At 59.0% G+C, this 17,062-nt stretch carries 27 protein-coding genes; all 27 read left to right on the forward strand.

What is annotated here, in order from left to right:
* Positions 1–275 precede the first annotated feature (275 nt).
* The 27 genes from EET67_RS01875 to EET67_RS01985 all read left to right on the forward strand — a co-directional run bounded on the left by EET67_RS01875 (position 276) and on the right by EET67_RS01985 (position 17,046).
* On the forward strand, positions 276–620 hold the full coding sequence (locus tag EET67_RS01875; RefSeq protein ID WP_128624494.1) for a helix-turn-helix domain-containing protein: 345 nt from the start codon (positions 276–278) through the stop codon (positions 618–620).
* A complete protein-coding gene (locus EET67_RS01880) occupies positions 617–904 on the forward strand; it encodes a hypothetical protein (RefSeq protein WP_128624495.1) in 288 nt (95 codons plus the stop codon). The genes EET67_RS01875 and EET67_RS01880 overlap by 4 nt, the downstream gene beginning before the upstream one ends.
* Complete coding sequence (locus EET67_RS01885; protein WP_128624496.1) at positions 904–2,031, forward strand: hypothetical protein; 1,128 nt, start codon at positions 904–906, stop codon at positions 2,029–2,031. Before EET67_RS01880 ends, EET67_RS01885 begins: the two co-directional genes overlap by 1 nt.
* Positions 2,032–2,256: 225 nt before the next feature.
* Positions 2,257–2,391, forward strand: coding sequence for a hypothetical protein (locus EET67_RS26385; protein WP_281010975.1), 135 nt, complete (start codon positions 2,257–2,259; stop codon positions 2,389–2,391).
* On the forward strand, positions 2,388–2,639 hold the full coding sequence (locus EET67_RS01890; RefSeq protein WP_210211081.1) for a hypothetical protein: 252 nt from the start codon (positions 2,388–2,390) through the stop codon (positions 2,637–2,639). The genes EET67_RS26385 and EET67_RS01890 overlap by 4 nt, the downstream gene beginning before the upstream one ends.
* Positions 2,636–2,851, forward strand: a complete 216-nt coding sequence (locus EET67_RS01895) for a hypothetical protein (RefSeq protein WP_128624497.1) — start codon at positions 2,636–2,638, stop codon at positions 2,849–2,851. The genes EET67_RS01890 and EET67_RS01895 overlap by 4 nt, the downstream gene beginning before the upstream one ends.
* Before the next feature lie 111 nt (positions 2,852–2,962).
* Positions 2,963–3,169: a hypothetical protein gene (locus EET67_RS01900; RefSeq protein WP_128624498.1), complete on the forward strand. Its 207-nt coding sequence runs from the start codon at positions 2,963–2,965 to the stop codon at positions 3,167–3,169.
* The gene (locus tag EET67_RS01905) at positions 3,169–3,954 is read left to right on the forward strand and encodes an ATP-binding protein (RefSeq protein ID WP_128624499.1); all 786 of its coding nucleotides are present in this window, start codon (positions 3,169–3,171) and stop codon (positions 3,952–3,954) included. The genes EET67_RS01900 and EET67_RS01905 overlap by 1 nt, the downstream gene beginning before the upstream one ends.
* The gene (locus EET67_RS01910; protein WP_128624500.1) at positions 3,954–4,244 is read left to right on the forward strand and encodes a hypothetical protein; all 291 of its coding nucleotides are present in this window, start codon (positions 3,954–3,956) and stop codon (positions 4,242–4,244) included. The genes EET67_RS01905 and EET67_RS01910 overlap by 1 nt, the downstream gene beginning before the upstream one ends.
* Positions 4,245–4,307: 63 nt before the next feature.
* On the forward strand, positions 4,308–4,865 hold the full coding sequence (locus tag EET67_RS01915) for a DUF669 domain-containing protein (protein ID WP_128624501.1): 558 nt from the start codon (positions 4,308–4,310) through the stop codon (positions 4,863–4,865).
* A 58-nt stretch (positions 4,866–4,923) separates the two neighbouring features.
* On the forward strand, positions 4,924–5,199 hold the full coding sequence (locus EET67_RS01920) for a hypothetical protein (protein WP_128624502.1): 276 nt from the start codon (positions 4,924–4,926) through the stop codon (positions 5,197–5,199).
* Positions 5,199–5,408, forward strand: coding sequence for a hypothetical protein (locus EET67_RS01925; protein WP_128624503.1), 210 nt, complete (start codon positions 5,199–5,201; stop codon positions 5,406–5,408). The genes EET67_RS01920 and EET67_RS01925 overlap by 1 nt, the downstream gene beginning before the upstream one ends.
* A gap of 77 nt (positions 5,409–5,485) precedes the next feature.
* Positions 5,486–6,538: a DNA polymerase III subunit beta gene (gene dnaN / locus EET67_RS01930; RefSeq protein ID WP_128624504.1), complete on the forward strand. Its 1,053-nt coding sequence runs from the start codon at positions 5,486–5,488 to the stop codon at positions 6,536–6,538.
* On the forward strand, positions 6,538–6,729 hold the full coding sequence (locus EET67_RS01935; RefSeq protein WP_128624505.1) for a hypothetical protein: 192 nt from the start codon (positions 6,538–6,540) through the stop codon (positions 6,727–6,729). The genes dnaN and EET67_RS01935 overlap by 1 nt, the downstream gene beginning before the upstream one ends.
* Positions 6,726–6,893, forward strand: a complete 168-nt coding sequence (locus tag EET67_RS25500) for a hypothetical protein (RefSeq protein ID WP_165899754.1) — start codon at positions 6,726–6,728, stop codon at positions 6,891–6,893. Before EET67_RS01935 ends, EET67_RS25500 begins: the two co-directional genes overlap by 4 nt.
* A complete protein-coding gene (locus EET67_RS01940) occupies positions 6,893–7,843 on the forward strand; it encodes a PDDEXK family nuclease (RefSeq protein ID WP_128624506.1) in 951 nt (316 codons plus the stop codon). The genes EET67_RS25500 and EET67_RS01940 overlap by 1 nt, the downstream gene beginning before the upstream one ends.
* A gap of 11 nt (positions 7,844–7,854) precedes the next feature.
* Positions 7,855–10,665, forward strand: a complete 2,811-nt coding sequence (locus EET67_RS01945; RefSeq protein WP_128624507.1) for a Hint domain-containing homing endonuclease — start codon at positions 7,855–7,857, stop codon at positions 10,663–10,665.
* Between the two features lie 15 nt (positions 10,666–10,680).
* Complete coding sequence (locus EET67_RS01950) at positions 10,681–11,673, forward strand: DNA-methyltransferase (protein WP_210211082.1); 993 nt, start codon at positions 10,681–10,683, stop codon at positions 11,671–11,673.
* Positions 11,670–11,840, forward strand: coding sequence for a hypothetical protein (locus EET67_RS25505; protein WP_165899755.1), 171 nt, complete (start codon positions 11,670–11,672; stop codon positions 11,838–11,840). Before EET67_RS01950 ends, EET67_RS25505 begins: the two co-directional genes overlap by 4 nt.
* Before the next feature lie 90 nt (positions 11,841–11,930).
* Positions 11,931–12,284, forward strand: a complete 354-nt coding sequence (locus EET67_RS01955) for a hypothetical protein (protein WP_128624508.1) — start codon at positions 11,931–11,933, stop codon at positions 12,282–12,284.
* Positions 12,284–12,793 (forward strand): siphovirus Gp157 family protein, encoded by a 510-nt coding sequence (locus EET67_RS01960; RefSeq protein WP_128624509.1) that lies wholly within the window; start codon positions 12,284–12,286, stop codon positions 12,791–12,793. The genes EET67_RS01955 and EET67_RS01960 overlap by 1 nt, the downstream gene beginning before the upstream one ends.
* 272 nt (positions 12,794–13,065) lie before the next feature.
* The gene (locus EET67_RS25510; protein WP_165899756.1) at positions 13,066–13,209 is read left to right on the forward strand and encodes a hypothetical protein; all 144 of its coding nucleotides are present in this window, start codon (positions 13,066–13,068) and stop codon (positions 13,207–13,209) included.
* Entirely contained in the window at positions 13,199–13,999 is an 801-nt protein-coding gene (locus EET67_RS01965; protein WP_165899757.1) for a DNA-methyltransferase, read from the forward strand. The genes EET67_RS25510 and EET67_RS01965 overlap by 11 nt, the downstream gene beginning before the upstream one ends.
* Positions 13,996–14,682 (forward strand): DNA-methyltransferase, encoded by a 687-nt coding sequence (locus EET67_RS01970; protein ID WP_128624511.1) that lies wholly within the window; start codon positions 13,996–13,998, stop codon positions 14,680–14,682. The genes EET67_RS01965 and EET67_RS01970 overlap by 4 nt, the downstream gene beginning before the upstream one ends.
* On the forward strand, positions 14,679–14,993 hold the full coding sequence (locus tag EET67_RS01975) for a hypothetical protein (RefSeq protein WP_128624512.1): 315 nt from the start codon (positions 14,679–14,681) through the stop codon (positions 14,991–14,993). The genes EET67_RS01970 and EET67_RS01975 overlap by 4 nt, the downstream gene beginning before the upstream one ends.
* 9 nt (positions 14,994–15,002) lie before the next feature.
* Positions 15,003–15,266, forward strand: a complete 264-nt coding sequence (locus tag EET67_RS01980; RefSeq protein ID WP_128624513.1) for a hypothetical protein — start codon at positions 15,003–15,005, stop codon at positions 15,264–15,266.
* On the forward strand, positions 15,232–17,046 hold the full coding sequence (locus tag EET67_RS01985) for a DNA cytosine methyltransferase (RefSeq protein WP_245450658.1): 1,815 nt from the start codon (positions 15,232–15,234) through the stop codon (positions 17,044–17,046). Before EET67_RS01980 ends, EET67_RS01985 begins: the two co-directional genes overlap by 35 nt.
* Positions 17,047–17,062: the final 16 nt, after the last annotated feature.

Here is a 17,062-nt window from a genome sequence, read left to right on the forward strand (position 1 = left end):
CCAAAAGGTTGATTTCGAGGGGCCGCGAGCCGGCGCTTTCGGTGGCAAGAGGAGATGCCACCCAAATAGCCCTTGCAATCAAACTTGACGCTAAACAGAGTACAAAAAACAAACGGGGCCATTGTGCCAGCACCACCTGAACACGGCCCCGTCTTGCGTAATTGTCTGTAGAGGAGACCCCGCAGACTTTCCGACTACCCGCCACCACAGCAGGCTAACGCTCCTATACCGCGTTTGGCCCGCACAAGTCAATGCCACGTATGAGGAGCTAAACAATGACGTCATCCGTTGCCCGACTGCATGTCGCGGTCAACAACAACCAGCCGCGCCGTAAGCGCTGGCAGAAAGTCGACCTCACCGAAGAAGACAAGCGCAGGATCCGCGTTCGGCGCGGCTATGGCGCACGCATCGTAGACCTGGCGCGGCAGTTCGGCGTCAACGTCTCAGCCATACGGCGCGTCTGCGACACCGCGTTCGGCGTCAACGATACGGAGCGCAGCGTTGTGCACATGCAGCCTGTTATCGGTGCTGCGGGCAGCGCGACTTGTTACCACCAGCCCGTAAGCTTGCCGCGCATTGCGCTAATCGACGGGCCTTATCACGAAGGAGCGGCGGCATGAGCGACACGGACTACGCATTCGCCAAGGGCGACGTCGTGCGCCTGCGCGCAACACCGGAAATCGCCGGACAAGTCGTAAGCGAAGAAGACTGGGGCGGACGCTACGCAGTTCGCCTGCAGGGCTCCATCGACGTTGAATGGTTCGAGGTTGAGGAGCTTGAGTTCGTGCCATTGCCTCCCGCAGTAGCGGCGGCAATGCGTGCCGCGGACAGCAACGTCGTGCAGGTGGATTTCACTAAGCGCACGAAACTGACGAAAACCAGCAAGACAGGAGGAGCAGCGTGATGGCATTGAAGGTTGGAGATAGGGCTAGACGTGTATGCGGCCACAACGAGGGCAGCCCAATCGGACATGAGGCTGTGGTTGCATCATTTGAGGATGGCGGCAGTTGGGCCGTTTTTGAAGATGGGACAAGAGGCTTTACAAATAGTTTCGTGCCCGTTGCGGAAGCAGCCGGCACGTTCAAGGTGGGCGATAGGGTGCGGCTCACAAAATACAATTCTGGATTCGGTAGCAAGGGCGACGTTGGCGCGATCGACACTATCGACGCGGCGGGCAACGCTTATGTCAAATTTGAGACGGGTTCATGGGCGGGCGAATTGTGGTGGGTGCCTACTGGTGGCTTCCAGCCCGTTGCGGTTGCCGCGCAGCAACTCACCATCCGCGCAGGCGCCTTCTACAAGACGCGCGACGGGCGCAAGGTGGGGCCGGTGGAGGAAAGTGGGACGGCATACGACACTGGCGAGCCCGTATTTGGGGCGGAGGTGGATGGGACCAGTCGTTTGTGGCGAGCGTGTGGCGGCAAGCATCTCCTTAATTGGGATTACCTCGACCTCATCGCCGAATGGCCCACTGACACCGCAGACACCACGGCCAGCAACGACAACGAGCCGCCGGTTGCGGAGCCGCGGTTCAAGGTGGGTGACCCGATCCGAGTCATTGACCCATCGGGCTTTCGGTTCGGGACAAAGGCCGGTGACCGTGGAGTGGTCACCAAGGATTATGACGGCGGTGCATCCTTCGTCGACATTAACCTGAACCACGAGACTGACGGGACTATCGGTCAGATTGCGCGGCCGAGCCAAATCGAACTAGCCACCACCATCCCCGCCATCGTCTGCCTCCTCGAAGACGGCCAGCCGCTTCCGGCCACACGCCCGTTCGTTCACGCCAACGCTGACGCGGCCAGCGGCGAAGCAGCCCGCCTCGCCAAGAAGCATCCCGGCAAAGCTTTTGCGGTTTACGAGTACAAGCGCACCGCCAAGGTCGAGCCGGTCTACGAGCATGAATGGCAGCGGCTGGCTGTAAGCGGCCAGAAGATTGCCGCCATTAAAGAGTTGCGCGGGCTAGCTGGTATCGACCTCGCTGCGGCTAAGGCCGGGGTCGATCAGTTCCTTATGCGCGCCGCCTAACCTTGCTGCGGTAGCAGCAAGCCACACCACCACAAACCACAACCAGGCTGTTGCGCATGGCGCAACAGCAATGGAGGGCTTTATGCAAACATTCAACAGGATAATGGCGATCGTATGCCTTGTCACGGCGGCGGTAGTTGGCCCGATTATGGACGACTATACCGAGGGTACATTCCTCGTAACGCTCGCGATTTTCAACCAGGTTTTAGCGCTTGGGGAAACGGCATGAGCAACTGGCCGCAGTTCTGGACTGACTTCTTTGCGGGCTGGACCGTAGCGCTGATCCTCGCGTCGGCGCTGGCCTGGTTCGTCATCCTGCCGACCGTAGGGCTGCTCTATAGCTTTGGGGTGCTGCCGTGAGCGACAAACCCAAAACCGAAATCATCATCGTGCATGAAACCGTGCTGCAGTCGTACCTTGTCGATACCAGCACATTCATTCTGTTCCTCGCGCTTATTGGGATAGGCGTCTACCTCGATAGCACCGCAATGCAGTGGATCGGGGCCTTCGTCGGTTTCTTCACCATTGCGGGCCGCGCTAACCGCAAGCGCCGCATGTCGATCGACGAAGCCCACAAGCGCCTTGACGAACTGGAGGCATCGCTATGAAGCCCGTTGTCGACGGCCTAACCGACGTGCTTGCCGGCGCACCGCTGGACTATGCGCCGGATGATAACCTGCGGCATGGCGATCTGCAGGCGCCACCCGCGCAGCGCGGCTTGCTGTTGGCGTACACGTTGCTGCTAGTCGCGGCAGCACTAGCGGCAGCCTACGGCGCCTGGTTCGCGGCGGGCGTATTGGCGGCAACGGTGACGCCATGACCTGCCCCGAAGACCCCTGGTGGTTCTGCTGGCTTGCGCTGGCCGTACTCACCGCAGCCTACGGGCTGCACATGCTGGCGACGACGCCGGTTTAACAGAAGGAGAGATAACATGCGACTTAAGATGCGACTGGTTGGTGACAAGGTGGCGGAACTCCACGACGAGTTCGGCTCGCGCGTTATGCAGGTCATTACACGCGAGGACGGCGGTGGCGAAACTAAGCTGACCGCAGTTATTAACGATGCGTTGGCGCGCGACATTATCGCGGGGCTCAAACTGCTTGATGCCGTGCGCGACGCAACTGGAGCGCGCAGCTAATGGCAATCTCACTATCATCGCTTCGCTCTTCGAAGAGCACTAACCCGCCCATTACACTGCTTTACGGCGTGGATGGCATCGGTAAAACCAGTCTGGCTGCGGAGTGGCCAGACCCGCTCTATCTGCCGACCGAAGGCGAACGACCGCCGTCCGACGTTGAGATGGCAACACCGGGAACGATCGGCTCGCTGGACGACCTGTTTAACGTGTTTGGCGAACTGCTTGAATCGAAGCACGACTTCAAGTCTATCGTCATTGATAGCCTTGACGGCTTGGAGCCGCTTGTGTGGCGCGCGACGTGCGCCAGGCTTGGCGTTAACAGCATTGAGGAACCGGGTTACGGCCGCGGGTATGTCGAGGCCGACACGGAATGGAACGACTTCCTTGGCGGCGTGGCGGCATTGTCGCAGGCCGGCATCTACGTGGTGCAACTTGCGCACCCCGAAATCGTACGTTTCGACTCGCCCATTACGGACCCGTATTCGCGCTACGGCATCAAGATGCACAAGCGTGCCGCTGCGCTTCTGCGAGAGCGGGCCGACGTGGTTGGCTTTCTCAACTATAGGATCAGCATCAAAGAGAAGGAGGTGGCGCGGCAGACAAAGATTGCGCACGCAGAGGGCGGCAAGGAGCGCCAGATCCACCTGAACGAAGGCGCCGGCTTCGTCGCGAAGAACCGGTTCGGCATGCCGGACTCCATCACCTATCGTAAAGGGCAGGGCTTTACGGAACTCGCGAAGTTCTGGCCTGCCGCCAACGATAACGGGCAGAAGGAGGCGGCTTGATGGAAAAGGTGCAACGCCTCCACGTCCCAGCCGGCAAGCTATTTTGCCTCTCGCGGGGCGAATATAGCAACTACGGCTATGAAGGGCACTTTCTGGCGCTGGTAGAAATCACGCCAGAAATGTTCCGCGAGGTGGAAGCCGAAGCAAACGGCAAGAAGGACGATTGGGGTTGCTACGAATACGGCGCCGACGACAGGTTCATTCCGGCGCTTATCCGTCGCGGATGGGTGATGGACGTTGATTGCATTGAAATACACACAGGCTCTTACGGCGACTTGTCGCTGTCATAGCGCATAACGACCCCGCCTTGGCGGGCATTATAACCACCACACCACCACTAGGAGACTACACATATGGCTCAACTAGCCACACGCTTTGACGCGACCGCTCACGACACCGAGCAGCGCGATTACGAGGAACTGCCTAACGGCATCTATGAGTTGGAAGTCGAGGCTTCCGACGTCACGCCGACCAAGGACGGGCGCGGAACCATTCTGAAGACAACCATGGTTGTCTTGCGCCCGGAGGACTACGCAAAGCGCAAGTTGTTCAACAACTATAACCTGGAGAATCCAAACGCGCAGGCGCAGGAGATCGGACAGCGCCAGTTCGCCAGTCTGTGCCGCGCCATCGGAATCGATAGCGTGGAAGATTCCGAGGACTTACACTTTAAGGCGTTCACAGCCAAGATCGGCCTGGGCAAGCCGTCGAAGGACGGCCAGTATCCGGCTCGCGCCGAAATCAAGGCTTACTACTTCCCGGACCAGGGCAACGTACCGGAGCCCGCGATCGACGCCAGCCAGCCTGCCACCAAGCCCGCCGCCGCCAACGACAACCGCCAGGCACCGGCAGCCAAGGCCGCAGCACCCGCGGCGGCTGGTAAAAGACCGTGGGGAAGCAAGGCGGCTTAAACAGAAACAACGGCGGCTGGTTGCTAGGCGCAACTGGCCGCCAAAGAAGGGGAGAATGATGGCTAAGCACAAGTGCGAAAATCGCTTTGGCGGAGACGGCGCACGGGGCGGTTCGTTCTTTGAAATCGACAGCCCGCATTACGAACACGGAAAGGCAAACGTGCGCGTCGGCCATTCCTGCGTCATCGTACACGACGCCGAAATTCCCATAACTTGGATATCAGAACTCTTCGCAATCGCGACAGAGCACAAGGGTGGTATCAAGGGTTTTCTTGCCGATCACGCTTGGAGCGGTGCAAGCTATGCGTTGATGTGCGATCCGGAGGCTGCGTGATGGGCTGGTCATCAGGCAGCAGCACGTTCAGCCGGATTATCGAAGCGGTAAAGCCGGTCGTAGCCAACAAGGAGGACCGGAAGAGGATCTACCGGCCAATCATCGAGGCGTTCGAAGATCAGGATTGGGACACGCAGGACGAATGCGTTGGTGAGGATGAAGCCTACGACGAACTCTACGCCGAGCTTTACCCCGACGACTACGCCTAACACACCACACCGCTACTGGCGCAACCCGCCAGTAGCCACCGCCACACCACACGAACCACCACATTGAGGAGACACTAATGCGCTGTGCACGCCACGACCTCGCTCGCCTTCTGGGCAGCGTCACAAAGGCGGTTTCGAGCCGCAACACCATCCCGGTACTTGCCACTGTGCGGCTTGTTGCTGACGGGCAAAAACTGACCGCAACCGCAACGAACCTGGACCTTGAGATTTCCGGCAGCATCGAGGCCGACACGCCCGAGCCACTGGAGGCCTGCGTAGACGCGAAGCTGCTTAGCGCCGCGGTTGGCAAGGCTTCAAGCGAAGACCTGACGATTGAAGCCGAGCCGGGCAACATTGTCGTCAAGTCTGGCCGGTCGCGCACGAAGCTTCCCGCGCTCCCCGTCGACGACTTTCCGACCATGGAGGCGGGTAAGTTCGCGACCGAGTTTGAAGCAGACCCGGCTGCGTTGCTTGCGCCTGTTGCGTTCGCAATGTCGGACGAGCAGACCCGATTCTATCTCTGCGGCGCATATCTAGAGCCGACTGCCGTTACGGCAACCAACGGCCACAAGCTCATCACCATTGCGCAGGTGTTGCCGGAGTTCGACCCCAGCATAGGCGCGGGCGTGATTGTACCGGCAGAAACCGTGCACCTTGCGCCAAAGGGCACCGCCAAAATCCGGCTGTCCGAGCGCATGATCCAGTTCGTGACCGACGACGTGACGCTGACCAGCAAGTTGGTCGACGGTAGTTTCCCCGATTATCGCCGCGTCGTTCCTACAACCCGCGAAAACGTTGCCGTGTTCGACAACGCAACAATGAAGGCTGCGGCCGACCGCGTTGCGATCGTTTCGCAGGACAAAACACCGTCCGTGCGCCTAGACCTGACCGCGGAGGAAATCACACTAACGGCACGCGGTAGCGGCGAAGCTAACGACGTTGTGTCGTGCGCCTACGATGGCCCGGAGCAGGCAGTTGGCTTCAACGCGCGCTACCTAGCCGAAGTGCTTGGCAGCCTGCCGGCTGGCGAAGTCCGCATGGCCGTTAACGATTGCATGGGGCCGGTCGTGTTCACTAGCGATGCCGCGCCGGGATGCGTAGTGGTGTGCATGCCGCAGAGGGTAAGCTGATGTTCATTTTCGAGGATGAATTCGGCTTCGAGGAAGAGCTGCGCGGCAAGACTGCCGCCATTGAAGCCATTAATCAAATCCGCCGTGGTGACTACACCGACGCCGTCACGACACTGGAACGCGAGTTCCTGCCGCAGTGGGAAGACGTGTCGGATTGCGAGGCGGCATACAAGGAGGTGATGGGAAGATGAAAGACAAAGTGGAGCGCATCCGCGAACTCCGGTCGGCAGGGCTTGGCCTGTATGAGGCCAAGCGTACCATTGAGTTGCAGGACTTGGATACGGAAATCCGAGACGCCAAGACGATTGACGACATTCGCTCGATCCTCTGTTCTATCACGGCTCGGCTTCGCTAATGGCACCCATCCCCCAGCCCCGCGCCTCCACTGTTCAGGCCATCTACCGCGCCTATGAGGCTGCGAATGAACACTACGACAGCCTTGGCATAAGCGTTGGCGAGATCGGCAACGAGTGCGACCGCGCGCTCTACTATAACCTGCGGTGGGTGTCGGAACCGGAAGAGATCGATGGCCGCAAGCTGTCGATCTTCCGGACGGGTGACAGGTGGGAGGAGGTGCTTGTTTCAGACCTGGAGCGCATCGGCGTTGAAGTGTTCGGCCAGCAGGACCGCATTCGACTGGCGGACGGCCATATCCGCGGCAAGTGCGACGGCAAGGCCATGGGTGTGGTCGAGGCACCGCGTACCATTCATTTATGTGAATTCAAGTCCAGCAACGACAAGGGCTTCAAGGAGATCGTCAAGCAGCGCTGCAAAGAGGCGCGTCCAACGCACTACGGCCAGTGCCAGATGGGAATGCACTACTTCGGCCTAACGCGCTGCCTGTACCTCGTTGTGAATAAGAACGACGACGCGCGCTATGCAGAACGCATCGAGTACGATGCCGAATGGTGCATTCGTCAGATTGCCCGCTGCGAACGCATAATATTCAACGACGCGCCGCCAGCGCGGCTAAGCGAAGACCCGGAGTTCTTCAAGTGCAGGTTCTGCAAACACCGTGACGTTTGCCATGGCGGCGCTATGCCGCGAGTGACGTGCCGCTCTTGCATTCACGCAAGCCCGGAGCGCGGGGGCGATGCGGCCTGGTCGTGCTCCCGCTGGGCGAAACCGCTAGCGATTGACGAGCAGAAGGCCGCTTGTCCTGCGCATCTTTACTTGCCGCATCTTATCGACGGCGAGCAGATCGATTGTTCGGAAGAAGAAGAGTGGATCGAGTACCGCATGCGCAACGGCACGGTGTGGCGCGATGGGGCGGCGGCGAATGATAACACCGACACCGCAGCATAAAGGAGACCACATTGCTAACCTTGCGACCCTATCAACGCGAAGCCATCGACTCGCTCTACGCTTACTGGCAAGACAAAGCCGGATCGCCGCTTATCGTGTTGCCCACGGGATGCCACGCAGCCGGTACGCGCATTCTTATGTACGACGGTAGCACAAAGCCCGTCGAGCGAGTCGCGGCCAACGACAATATTATGGGGCCGGACAGTAAGCCGCGCCGGGTGCTACGGACGATCGCCGGGCGCGAACCTATGTATCGCATCACGCCCAAAAAGGGCGAGCCCTTCGTCGTCAACGAGAACCACATTCTTTCGCTGAAGACGACCAACGAAGGTAAGAAGGCCGACCGCCACCCTAATTCACATCGCCGGGCGGGCGAGGTCGAAAACATTTCAGTCAGGGATTATCTTCAAAAATCCAGAAGCTGGAAGCACCTGCGTAAACTGTGGCGCGTGGGCGTTGATTTCGAATGCCCCGCGAACGACAATCTGCCGGTGCCAGCATACGTGGTTGGCGCGATGCTAGGCGATGGCAGTCTCAACTACACGCCGACGCTAACCAATATGGACAAAGAGGTTATCGACGAAGTTTGTGGCTACGCTGAATCCGTTGGCGTGGGGTTGAGAGTGACGCAGAAGCCGAACAATCGCGCGCTGCAAATCTCTTTTCCGGACACCGAGTCGGATAGATCCCATCGCAACCGCCTAGTCGCCAGGCTGGAAGATGCCGGCGTGTGGGGCATGATTTGCGACCAGAAGTCTATCCCCGCTCCATATAAAACCGGAAGCAGGCAGACGCGGCTTGAGGTCCTTGCTGGCCTGTTAGATACGGATGGTCATCTGTCAAGATCGAACCATTTTGACTTCATTTCAAAGTCTGAAACGCTGTCGCGCGATGTCGCATTCGTAGCGCGCAGTCTGGGCTTGGCGGCCTATATCAAGGCTTGCGACAAGTTTTGCCAGACTGGTGGTGGCGGCACGTATTGGCGCGTGTCCATTTCCGGCGATACGGTCATGATTCCCAATCGCGTTGAGCGCCAGAAGGCGTCGCCACGCAGGCAGATCAAAAACCCGCTGGTTACGGGTTTTTCCGTCGAACCAGTCGGCGAGGGAGAATTTTACGGCTTCGAGCTTGACGGCGATCATCTGTACCTTACCGACGATTTCACGGTTCATCACAATTCCGGGAAGAGCTTGGTGCTGGCCACGGTTTGCAAGGAGCTTATCGAAAACTACCCGGACATGCGCATCTTGATTTGCACTCATGTCCGCGAGCTTATCCTGTCGAATTTTCGCGAACTGCTTAACATCTGGCCGTTTGCCCCAGCAGGCATTTTTAGCGCTGGGGTAGGGCGAAGGGACGCCGACTCGCAGATTATCTTTGGCGGCGTGCAAACCATCGCCAGCAAGACGGCACGCATTGGCCACATAGACCTTGTTATGGTCGACGAGGCGCACCTGATGCCTCGCAAGTCGGAGACGCAATACGGCAAGTTGCTTGCCGGCCTGCGCGCAATCAATCCCGACCTTAAGCTGGTTGGGCTAACCGCAACCCCATTTCGCCTCGGTGAAGGCTGCCTGCACGAAGGTGAAGGCGCGCTGTTCGACGACATTTGCTTTGAGCAGCCAATAACCGCCATGATCGACGGCGGTTATCTGGTGCGGCCAATATCGAAGGGCATGGCCACTACCTATGACGTATCGGGTGTCGGCAAGCTTGGCGGCGACTACAAGCAGAATGCGCTACAGGCCGCAGTGGACAAGGACGACCTAACGCGCGCCGTGGTCGACGAGATCGTATTGTATGGGCAGGACCGCAAAGCGTGGCTCGCCTTCTGTTCCGGCGTTGAGCACGCTTACCATATGCGCGACGAAATTCGCAGCCGGTCTATCAATGGCGTGCCTATTACGTGCGAAACCATCACAGGCGAAACGCCGACCGGCGAGCGTGACAAGATATTGGAGGATTTCAATGCCGGCCGTCTTCGCGCGCTGACAAACAACTCGGTTCTGACCACAGGAACGAATCTGCCAATCATCGATCTGGTGGCATTTTGTAGGCCAACAGCATCAGCAGGATTGTTTGTGCAAATGGCGGGCAGGGGCCTGCGTCTCCATCCGGCTAAGGAAAATTGCCTGTTCCTTGATTTCGCTGGGTGTGTGAGGCGGCACGGGCCTATAGATGCAGTTATCCCGCCGAATGCCCGCACCGGCACGGGCGAGGCTCCTGTGAAGTGTTGTCCAGCCGAGGAGGGGGGCTGCGGATCGCTGGTCCACGCTTCAGCCAGAGAATGCCCGGACTGCGGCTTTGAGTTTCCGATCGACGATACGCCCAAGATCCACGCGCACGCCGCAGATGTCCCCATCCTGTCAAAAGGCGAGGCCACATGGCGCCCAGTCACGTCCCGCCGCCTGTACGTGCACCAGAAGCCCGGCAAGCCAGACAGCGTGAAGGTCGCCTATATATGCGGCATGACTGCCGTTAATGATTGGCTGGGGCCGGCACACACTGGTTACTTCAAGAGCAAGACGGATCGCTGGTGGGTTAAGCACGGTGGTTTGCGCCCGATGCCCAAGACGGCGCTGGAGTTCGTCGAGCGCCAAGGCGAACTAGCCGACACTGCGGAAATCGCGACCAAGCCGGATGGGCGCTACTGGAGTGTGACTGACTATAGACCGGCTGCGGCGAACGACAACGGGGAGGAGCACGCGCCGCCAGCCAAGATCGAGGTGGCCAAGGCAGAGGCAGCCAAGACGGAGGCAGACAACGACAACCGCATTGGATTCGCTTCTTGGGAAGAGATGGCAGATGAAATTCCATTTTGAGGAAAGGAGTAGGAAGTGACCGACGTTGACATAAGGATTGGCGACTGTCGCACATTGCTAGCCGCAATGAACGACAAGTCTGTGCATTGTGCCGTCACTAGCCCGCCGTACTTCGGGCTGCGTGACTACGGCATGGAAGGGCAGATGGGACTTGAGCAGACGCCTGACGAATACGTAGCGGGCATGGTTGCTGTGTTCCGCGAGGTGCGGCGCGTGCTGCGTGATGATGGTACGCTGTGGCTGAACTTGGGGGATAGTTATGCGGCGAATCGCACATATCAAGTTGCGTCAACCAAGGGTGGGCCGAAGCACTCTGGCGCTCAAGGAAAATTAGGTGGCTCGCATGTGCCGGATGGCCTTAAGCCCAAAGACCTGATCGGCATTCCGTGGCGCGTAGTCTTCGCACTTCAGGCTGACGGATGGTATCTGCGGCAGGACATCATTTGGCACAAACCAAACCCGATGCCGGAGTCTGTGCGCGACCGCTGTACGAAGGCGCATGAGTATATCTTCATGCTATCGAAGTCGGCGCGGTATTACTTTGATGCGGTGTCGATCAAAGAGACCGCTGCCGAAAGCAGTAAGGCTAGATGGCCGTGCGGTACTACGCGCGTAAATTCAAGTAAGCAGGGTTTTGATGTTAGTTCAGGGCGCGGGGCGAACTCATGCGGAGTTGGAGAGAAGCGCAATCGCCGCTCCGTGTGGACCGTCTCAACCAAGCCGTTCAAAGGCGCTCACTTCGCTACATTCCCGCCCGACCTAATCGAGCCGTGCATTCTCGCTGGTTGCCCACCCGAAGGCACAGTCCTCGACCCGTTCGGCGGCGCTGGTACGACTGGCCTTGTTGCCAAGCAACACGGACGCAACGCCATCCTACTAGAACTTAATCCAGATTACGCAGCCATGGCTCGCGAACGCATAGACAACCCGCCTGCCGCGACGCGCAAGCGGGAACACAAGCCAGACAACGACAACTCACCGGACTTATTCCAGGACACAGCATCATGACCCCACACACAGCACTTGCGGCCGAGTACGGGCCGCTACAGGCAACCGGCATTATAGAGACGCTACGGCGCGCGGGCTACATCGTCGTCGTTAAGGACGCCATACGGCTGGCGCAGATCGCGGCGGTGAATGATAACGATAATGGGGCGCCGCGCAAAGTTGCGTAGCGGCTTGGCGCTATATACCACGACAGACACACCACCACCACGGCGGCTAGTTGTGCGGGGCACAACCGGCCGCGATTAGAGGAGACAGTTATGGCGTATGAAAAGGATGAGAACGGCGTGCTTTGTCCGCCGCCGCTGCATGAATGGTTCGGACTGTCCTATAGCGCGTACTTTGTTATGCCGCGGCTCGCGATGGAGGCGATGCCGCACGACTGGCAACGCCGTTTCATTGCACTGATGGATGAGGTGGAGGCGGCGCGATTGATGACGCCAAACTACCACGTCTTGCGTGACGGCGTAGAGTACACGCTAGTCAAGCGATACGACGAAGACGACGAAACAAGCCGCGATTACGAGTTCACAGCGTACCGCACTGACCCGTGGGCCGAGTACCGCCACGGAGACGTCAAGGAACTTTGCCCGTCCTTTAAGGAGCCAGCATAATGACCGCCAATTACCTCCAAGCCGACGTTGCAAACGTCCTTGCCGACATCGACGCACTGCTTACCGCATACCCCGAACTGGCAGACGACGAAGACCTGCGCCGCGACATGCTGGAAGGCAGCACAGCAGCTTACGATGTATTGCAGCGGCTAGTCAACCAAGCCCTTGACGCCGAGACGCTGACCAAAGCTACGGCTGGCCGCATTACCGAACTGCAGGCTCGCAAAGCACGGTATGAGCGCAAGTCGGACGCCATGCGCGCGCTTATGTTCAAGGTGCTTAAAGCCATCGGGGAGCGCAGGGCAACACTGCCCGAAGCCACGCTGTCGTTGCGTGCTACGCCGGCCAGAGTTGAGATCGTCGATGAAGCGTTGCTGCCTGCCGACTGCGTACGCGTTTCAACCAGCCCCGACAAGACGAAAATCAAGGAACTGCTTGCCGCCAACCAGAACGTGCCTGGCGCGCGTATGGGCGAGGCGGGCGAGACGATAAGCGTGAAGGTGGCGTGATGGATTACCTTGTCTGGTCGAATGAGCACAAGGCGTGGTGGGGGGCCAAACCGCGCTGGCTACAACACCGATATTGAATGGGCGGGGCGCTACACACGAGACGACGCGCTAGGCATCTGCATTGGCGCAAGGGGCGGACGTCGCTTCAACGACAACCCGTCAGAAGTTCCTGTCCTCTACGAAGATGCCGTGTTGTTCTGGCCGAATGACAAACCGGAGTGGCGCGAGGAGCGCTGGCGTTTCCGTGAGCAGCAAGAGCGGGAGTACTACGAATGACCTGCGCCTGGCTAATGGCCCCACACGAATACGAGCCGGATTACGACTTGTACTGGCGCGACTTGGAATCGCTGGAAAATGCAATGGCCGACGTCGCCGCTTATGAAGATTGGTTTGTGGAGTATGAGGATGCGAATTGAACGCATAGGCGATGCAACGCTGTATAACGGCGACTGCCTTGAGGTTATGGCGGGGCTGGAGCCGGTCGATTGTATTGTAACCGACGCTCCATACCGCGTATCAAGCGGCGGATTCGCGGCCAACCTTCAACTTGAGGGTGGGTTCGGCGGATGGATGAAAGACTATGGGAACGGCGGTGATATTGTTGAGTGCAGTATCGAATGGTCAGACTGGCTGCCGCTCGCCTTCGCCGCGTTGAAAGACGACAAGCAGGCTTACTTCATGTCGAACGGAAAGAATCTGAAGGCTGCATGGACAGCGGCGGAAGATGCTGGGTTCGACCTTCACACCATTCTAGTCTGGGATAAGCGTGCCGCCCTTCCGAATAAATACTACCAGAACGTCACAGAATTCACGCTGTTTATGCGGAAGGGCAAGGCCTTCACGATCAGGAACCCCGGTTCAAAGAACCTTGTCAGTTTGTTTCAGAAAGACGAGTCTCCACACCCGACAGAAAAGCCCACAGAACTTATGGGCACGTACATCGGCAATTCTACGTGGCCAGGCGAAACGATCCTTGACCCCTTCATGGGTAGCGGCACAACTGGCGTTGCATGTGCGCGCATGGGGCGGAAGTTCAGCGGTATCGAACTGGATGAGCGCTATTTCGATATCGCGTGCGAGCGCATCGCGAAGGCTTACGCGCAGGGCGATATGTTCGTGGAGCGGCCCAAGAAGGTGAAGGCGGCGGGGCTGTTTGATAACGACAACGCTCCCGCGCAAGCAGGTGCGGCTGGGAGTGTGGCATGAGAACCGAAACCTTCGACAACATCACGCTCTACAACGCCGATTGCCGGGACGTGGAGGCGGCCTACAGCGCAATCATCACTGACCCGCCGTATGGTATGGCATTTAGGTCAAACTACCGCACAGTGCGCCATGACGCCATTGCAAACGACGGTGATGTTGGGATGCTCCAATGGACCTGCAGGCTTCCGGCCACCCATAGCAAATACATCTTCTGCCGGTGGGACAACATAGCCGGCGTTCCCAAGCCCAAGAGCCTGATTACTTGGGTGAAGAACAACTGGTCGATGGGCGATCTGAAGCACGAGCACGGGCGACAGACCGAGGTGGCGCTATTCTACCCTGGCCCGGAGCACTTCTTTCCCAATGGACGTCCGAGTGACGTCGTGCGCGCGCCTCGGACGGGCAACGACGATCACCCGACACAGAAGCCGGTGGAACTGATGGAGCAGGTCGTGCTGTGGACTGACGGCGTGGTTTTCGATCCGTTCATGGGGGGCGGAAGCACCGGCATTGCGTGCGCGCGCCTCGGACGGGCATTTGTCGGCGTTGAACTAGATCCCGGCTATTTTGACACCGCTTGCCGCGCCATCGAGCGCGCAATGGGGTCGCCGTCGATGTTCAAACCGAAACCTGCCAACGACAACATGCCCACCGCCTCGCTCTTCGACGAGGTGGCAGCATGACCGACGATCACGTCTGCCACGTTTGCGGCGTGGCCCGCGATTGCGGCTTGGGCTTCGACAAGCCGTTAAGGTGGCTGTGCGTCGACTGCTCCATGCTCATCGATGACATCCGCAAGATAAAACGCATGGACGCTTACGAGCATCGTGCGCTCGACAAAGTCGACGACATTGCCGGCGACTTCGCCGCGGAGCACGGCACGGACATGGCGGCTATGGACGATCTCACGCGCCGGATGCTCTGGAAGACAGTCGTGCAGGGCTACGGCAATGCGTTGCGGGGAGCCATAAGGAGCAATGATGCACCATTCTAGGAGTCGGGCGTGACTGACACAAAAAGAATGCGCGAGATTGCCGACCTTGATAGTCGCGCCGGCGCACCGGTTGGCGATGCACTCCGTGCAGCCGCTGACCGGATTGATGAGTTGGAGGGTGCGGTGCGGGAAATTCTTTCAATGAACCACAAAGAGCAGGGCGCCAATGGCATCGTTGTAGCGCAGCGCATTGCGAAGATTGCTATGGGTTTGCGCGGGGATACTGGTGAGGTTTGTAATGACCACCTACGCCATACAGGAGCGAGCCGTTAGCGTAAATCCAGACGCTGGGCCGCAAGGCAAAGGCTGGCAGGCCGACATTGCTTTTACATTGGAGGCACGTAATAAGGTGCAAGCCATAGCTTATTCAGACAAGGCGGTGGAAGCCCGCGCCGAAGAGCCTACGGCAAGCAATGCCGCTGGCGGCCAGGTCAACTTAGCAGCAGCCAACGATAATCGCCCGCGCACCTTCATTTCCATGTTCAGCGGCATAGAGGCAGCCAGTCAGGCATTCCCGCAATGGAATGCCATCGCCTTTGCTGAAATCGAAAAGTTTCCATCGGCTGTTTTGGCCCATCACTACCCTGATGTTCCGAATGTCGGGGATATGACTGCACACGATTGGTCGCAATACCACGGCAAGGCTGACATCGTTTGTGGCGGGCCGCCCTGCCAAGCGTTTTCAGTCGCAGGACTGCGCAACTCCTTGCAGGATGCGCGCGGCAATCTCTCTCTTTCATACATGAGGGCACTCCATGCAATTAAGCCTCGAAATGCCATTGTTGAAAATGTCCCCGGGTGGCTCAACACGCCAGACAACGCCTTCGGGTGTTTCCTCGCGGGACTTGTGGGAGCGGACGCCCCACTCATTAGCCCACTTAAACGCGGACGGTGGCCGGACGCGGGTATGGTTGCTGGACCCGAAGGAAGGGCGGCGTGGCGCATTCTCGACGCTCAATATTTCGGCCTGGCCCAACGACGCCGCCGTGTCATCGTTGTCGCAGACTTTGGAAACGGGGCCGATCCCGCAGCGGTTCTTTTTGAGCCAGAAGGCGTGTGCCGGTATTCTCCGCCGAGCCGAGAAGCGGGGAAAGGAACTTCCACATACTCTGCGAGCAGCATTGGATGCTACCGCGATGCAGAAGTAAGCGGCGCGGTCCGCGCCGCTGGTGGTGACAATGGTGGCGGGTCGGAAAAATTGGTGGCCGCCACACTTACCGCCACTTACGGCGAGCAATCGGGCCAGGACATGATGGCTGAGAACATGCTGGTATTTGCCCCCGAAATAGCGCGTTGCGACGCAACGCGCGAAGGCTCGTCGCGGGACTATGAATCCACGACAATGGTTGCGGTCGGTGTTACCGGAGACATCGCCCACACACTGAAGGCCGAAGGCGCGGACGCTAGCGAGGACGGCACGGGGCGCGGGACGCCGATTGTTTGTGTGCATGGAACGCAAGACCCATGCACCAGCGAGAGCACGGCATTTGCGCTGGGTCGGAACAGCGGCGGCGAAAACGTCATCGCCTTCACCGCCAAAGACTACGGCGGCGATGCGCAGGTTAACCTGTCGCCAACATTGCGCGCGGGAGGGCATAGCGGCAGCCACGCGAATGCTGGTGTGATGCCCGCTGTAACAGTCGCCATACGTGGCCGTGAGGGCGGCGCAACTGCCGAGCTTGGCGGCCCTATAGCTACCGCCTTGCGCGCGAGCCAAGGCGGCGGGGATAAGCCGCATGTGTTGTACGCACCCGAAACTTACCCAACACTGTCCGCTAGCGAGGGTGGCACGCTAACGCAGGTTCCGCCAGTAGTTACATCAGCCGTCCGCCGCCTAACACCCGTCGAGTGCGAGCGCCTCATGGGATTTCCTGACAATTATACCGCGATCCCATGGCGCGGGAAGCATACCAGCCCCGATGGCCCACGCTACAAGGCGCTCGGCAACTCATGGGCCGTGCCGCTCTTTGCGTGGCTCGGCAAGCGCATAGACGCACATATGCCTCCACTTGCAGCCAACGACAACAAGGACACCGCCCGTGCAGCAGCTTAGTCTGCGTCAACCTTCT

The organism is Borborobacter arsenicus (assembly GCF_003934165.1).
Classification (GTDB): Bacteria; Pseudomonadota; Alphaproteobacteria; order Rhizobiales; family Rhizobiaceae; genus Pseudaminobacter; species Pseudaminobacter arsenicus.

Coding starts and splice junctions, on each gene's coding strand:
- EET67_RS01875 (WP_128624494.1), top strand. CDS start 276: ATGACGTCATCCGTTGCCCGACTGCATGTCGCGGTCAACAACAACCAG.
- EET67_RS01880 (WP_128624495.1), top strand. CDS start 617: ATGAGCGACACGGACTACGCATTCGCCAAGGGCGACGTCGTGCGCCTG.
- EET67_RS01885 (WP_128624496.1), top strand. CDS start 904: ATGGCATTGAAGGTTGGAGATAGGGCTAGACGTGTATGCGGCCACAAC.
- EET67_RS26385 (WP_281010975.1), top strand. CDS start 2,257: ATGAGCAACTGGCCGCAGTTCTGGACTGACTTCTTTGCGGGCTGGACC.
- EET67_RS01895 (WP_128624497.1), top strand. CDS start 2,636: ATGAAGCCCGTTGTCGACGGCCTAACCGACGTGCTTGCCGGCGCACCG.
- EET67_RS01900 (WP_128624498.1), top strand. CDS start 2,963: ATGCGACTTAAGATGCGACTGGTTGGTGACAAGGTGGCGGAACTCCAC.
- EET67_RS01905 (WP_128624499.1), top strand. CDS start 3,169: ATGGCAATCTCACTATCATCGCTTCGCTCTTCGAAGAGCACTAACCCG.
- EET67_RS01910 (WP_128624500.1), top strand. CDS start 3,954: ATGGAAAAGGTGCAACGCCTCCACGTCCCAGCCGGCAAGCTATTTTGC.
- EET67_RS01915 (WP_128624501.1), top strand. CDS start 4,308: ATGGCTCAACTAGCCACACGCTTTGACGCGACCGCTCACGACACCGAG.
- EET67_RS01920 (WP_128624502.1), top strand. CDS start 4,924: ATGGCTAAGCACAAGTGCGAAAATCGCTTTGGCGGAGACGGCGCACGG.
- EET67_RS01925 (WP_128624503.1), top strand. CDS start 5,199: ATGGGCTGGTCATCAGGCAGCAGCACGTTCAGCCGGATTATCGAAGCG.
- dnaN (WP_128624504.1), top strand. CDS start 5,486: ATGCGCTGTGCACGCCACGACCTCGCTCGCCTTCTGGGCAGCGTCACA.
- EET67_RS01935 (WP_128624505.1), top strand. CDS start 6,538: ATGTTCATTTTCGAGGATGAATTCGGCTTCGAGGAAGAGCTGCGCGGC.
- EET67_RS25500 (WP_165899754.1), top strand. CDS start 6,726: ATGAAAGACAAAGTGGAGCGCATCCGCGAACTCCGGTCGGCAGGGCTT.
- EET67_RS01940 (WP_128624506.1), top strand. CDS start 6,893: ATGGCACCCATCCCCCAGCCCCGCGCCTCCACTGTTCAGGCCATCTAC.
- EET67_RS25505 (WP_165899755.1), top strand. CDS start 11,670: ATGACCCCACACACAGCACTTGCGGCCGAGTACGGGCCGCTACAGGCA.
- EET67_RS01955 (WP_128624508.1), top strand. CDS start 11,931: ATGGCGTATGAAAAGGATGAGAACGGCGTGCTTTGTCCGCCGCCGCTG.
- EET67_RS01960 (WP_128624509.1), top strand. CDS start 12,284: ATGACCGCCAATTACCTCCAAGCCGACGTTGCAAACGTCCTTGCCGAC.
- EET67_RS25510 (WP_165899756.1), top strand. CDS start 13,066: ATGACCTGCGCCTGGCTAATGGCCCCACACGAATACGAGCCGGATTAC.
- EET67_RS01965 (WP_165899757.1), top strand. CDS start 13,199: ATGCGAATTGAACGCATAGGCGATGCAACGCTGTATAACGGCGACTGC.
- EET67_RS01970 (WP_128624511.1), top strand. CDS start 13,996: ATGAGAACCGAAACCTTCGACAACATCACGCTCTACAACGCCGATTGC.
- EET67_RS01975 (WP_128624512.1), top strand. CDS start 14,679: ATGACCGACGATCACGTCTGCCACGTTTGCGGCGTGGCCCGCGATTGC.
- EET67_RS01985 (WP_245450658.1), top strand. CDS start 15,232: ATGACCACCTACGCCATACAGGAGCGAGCCGTTAGCGTAAATCCAGAC.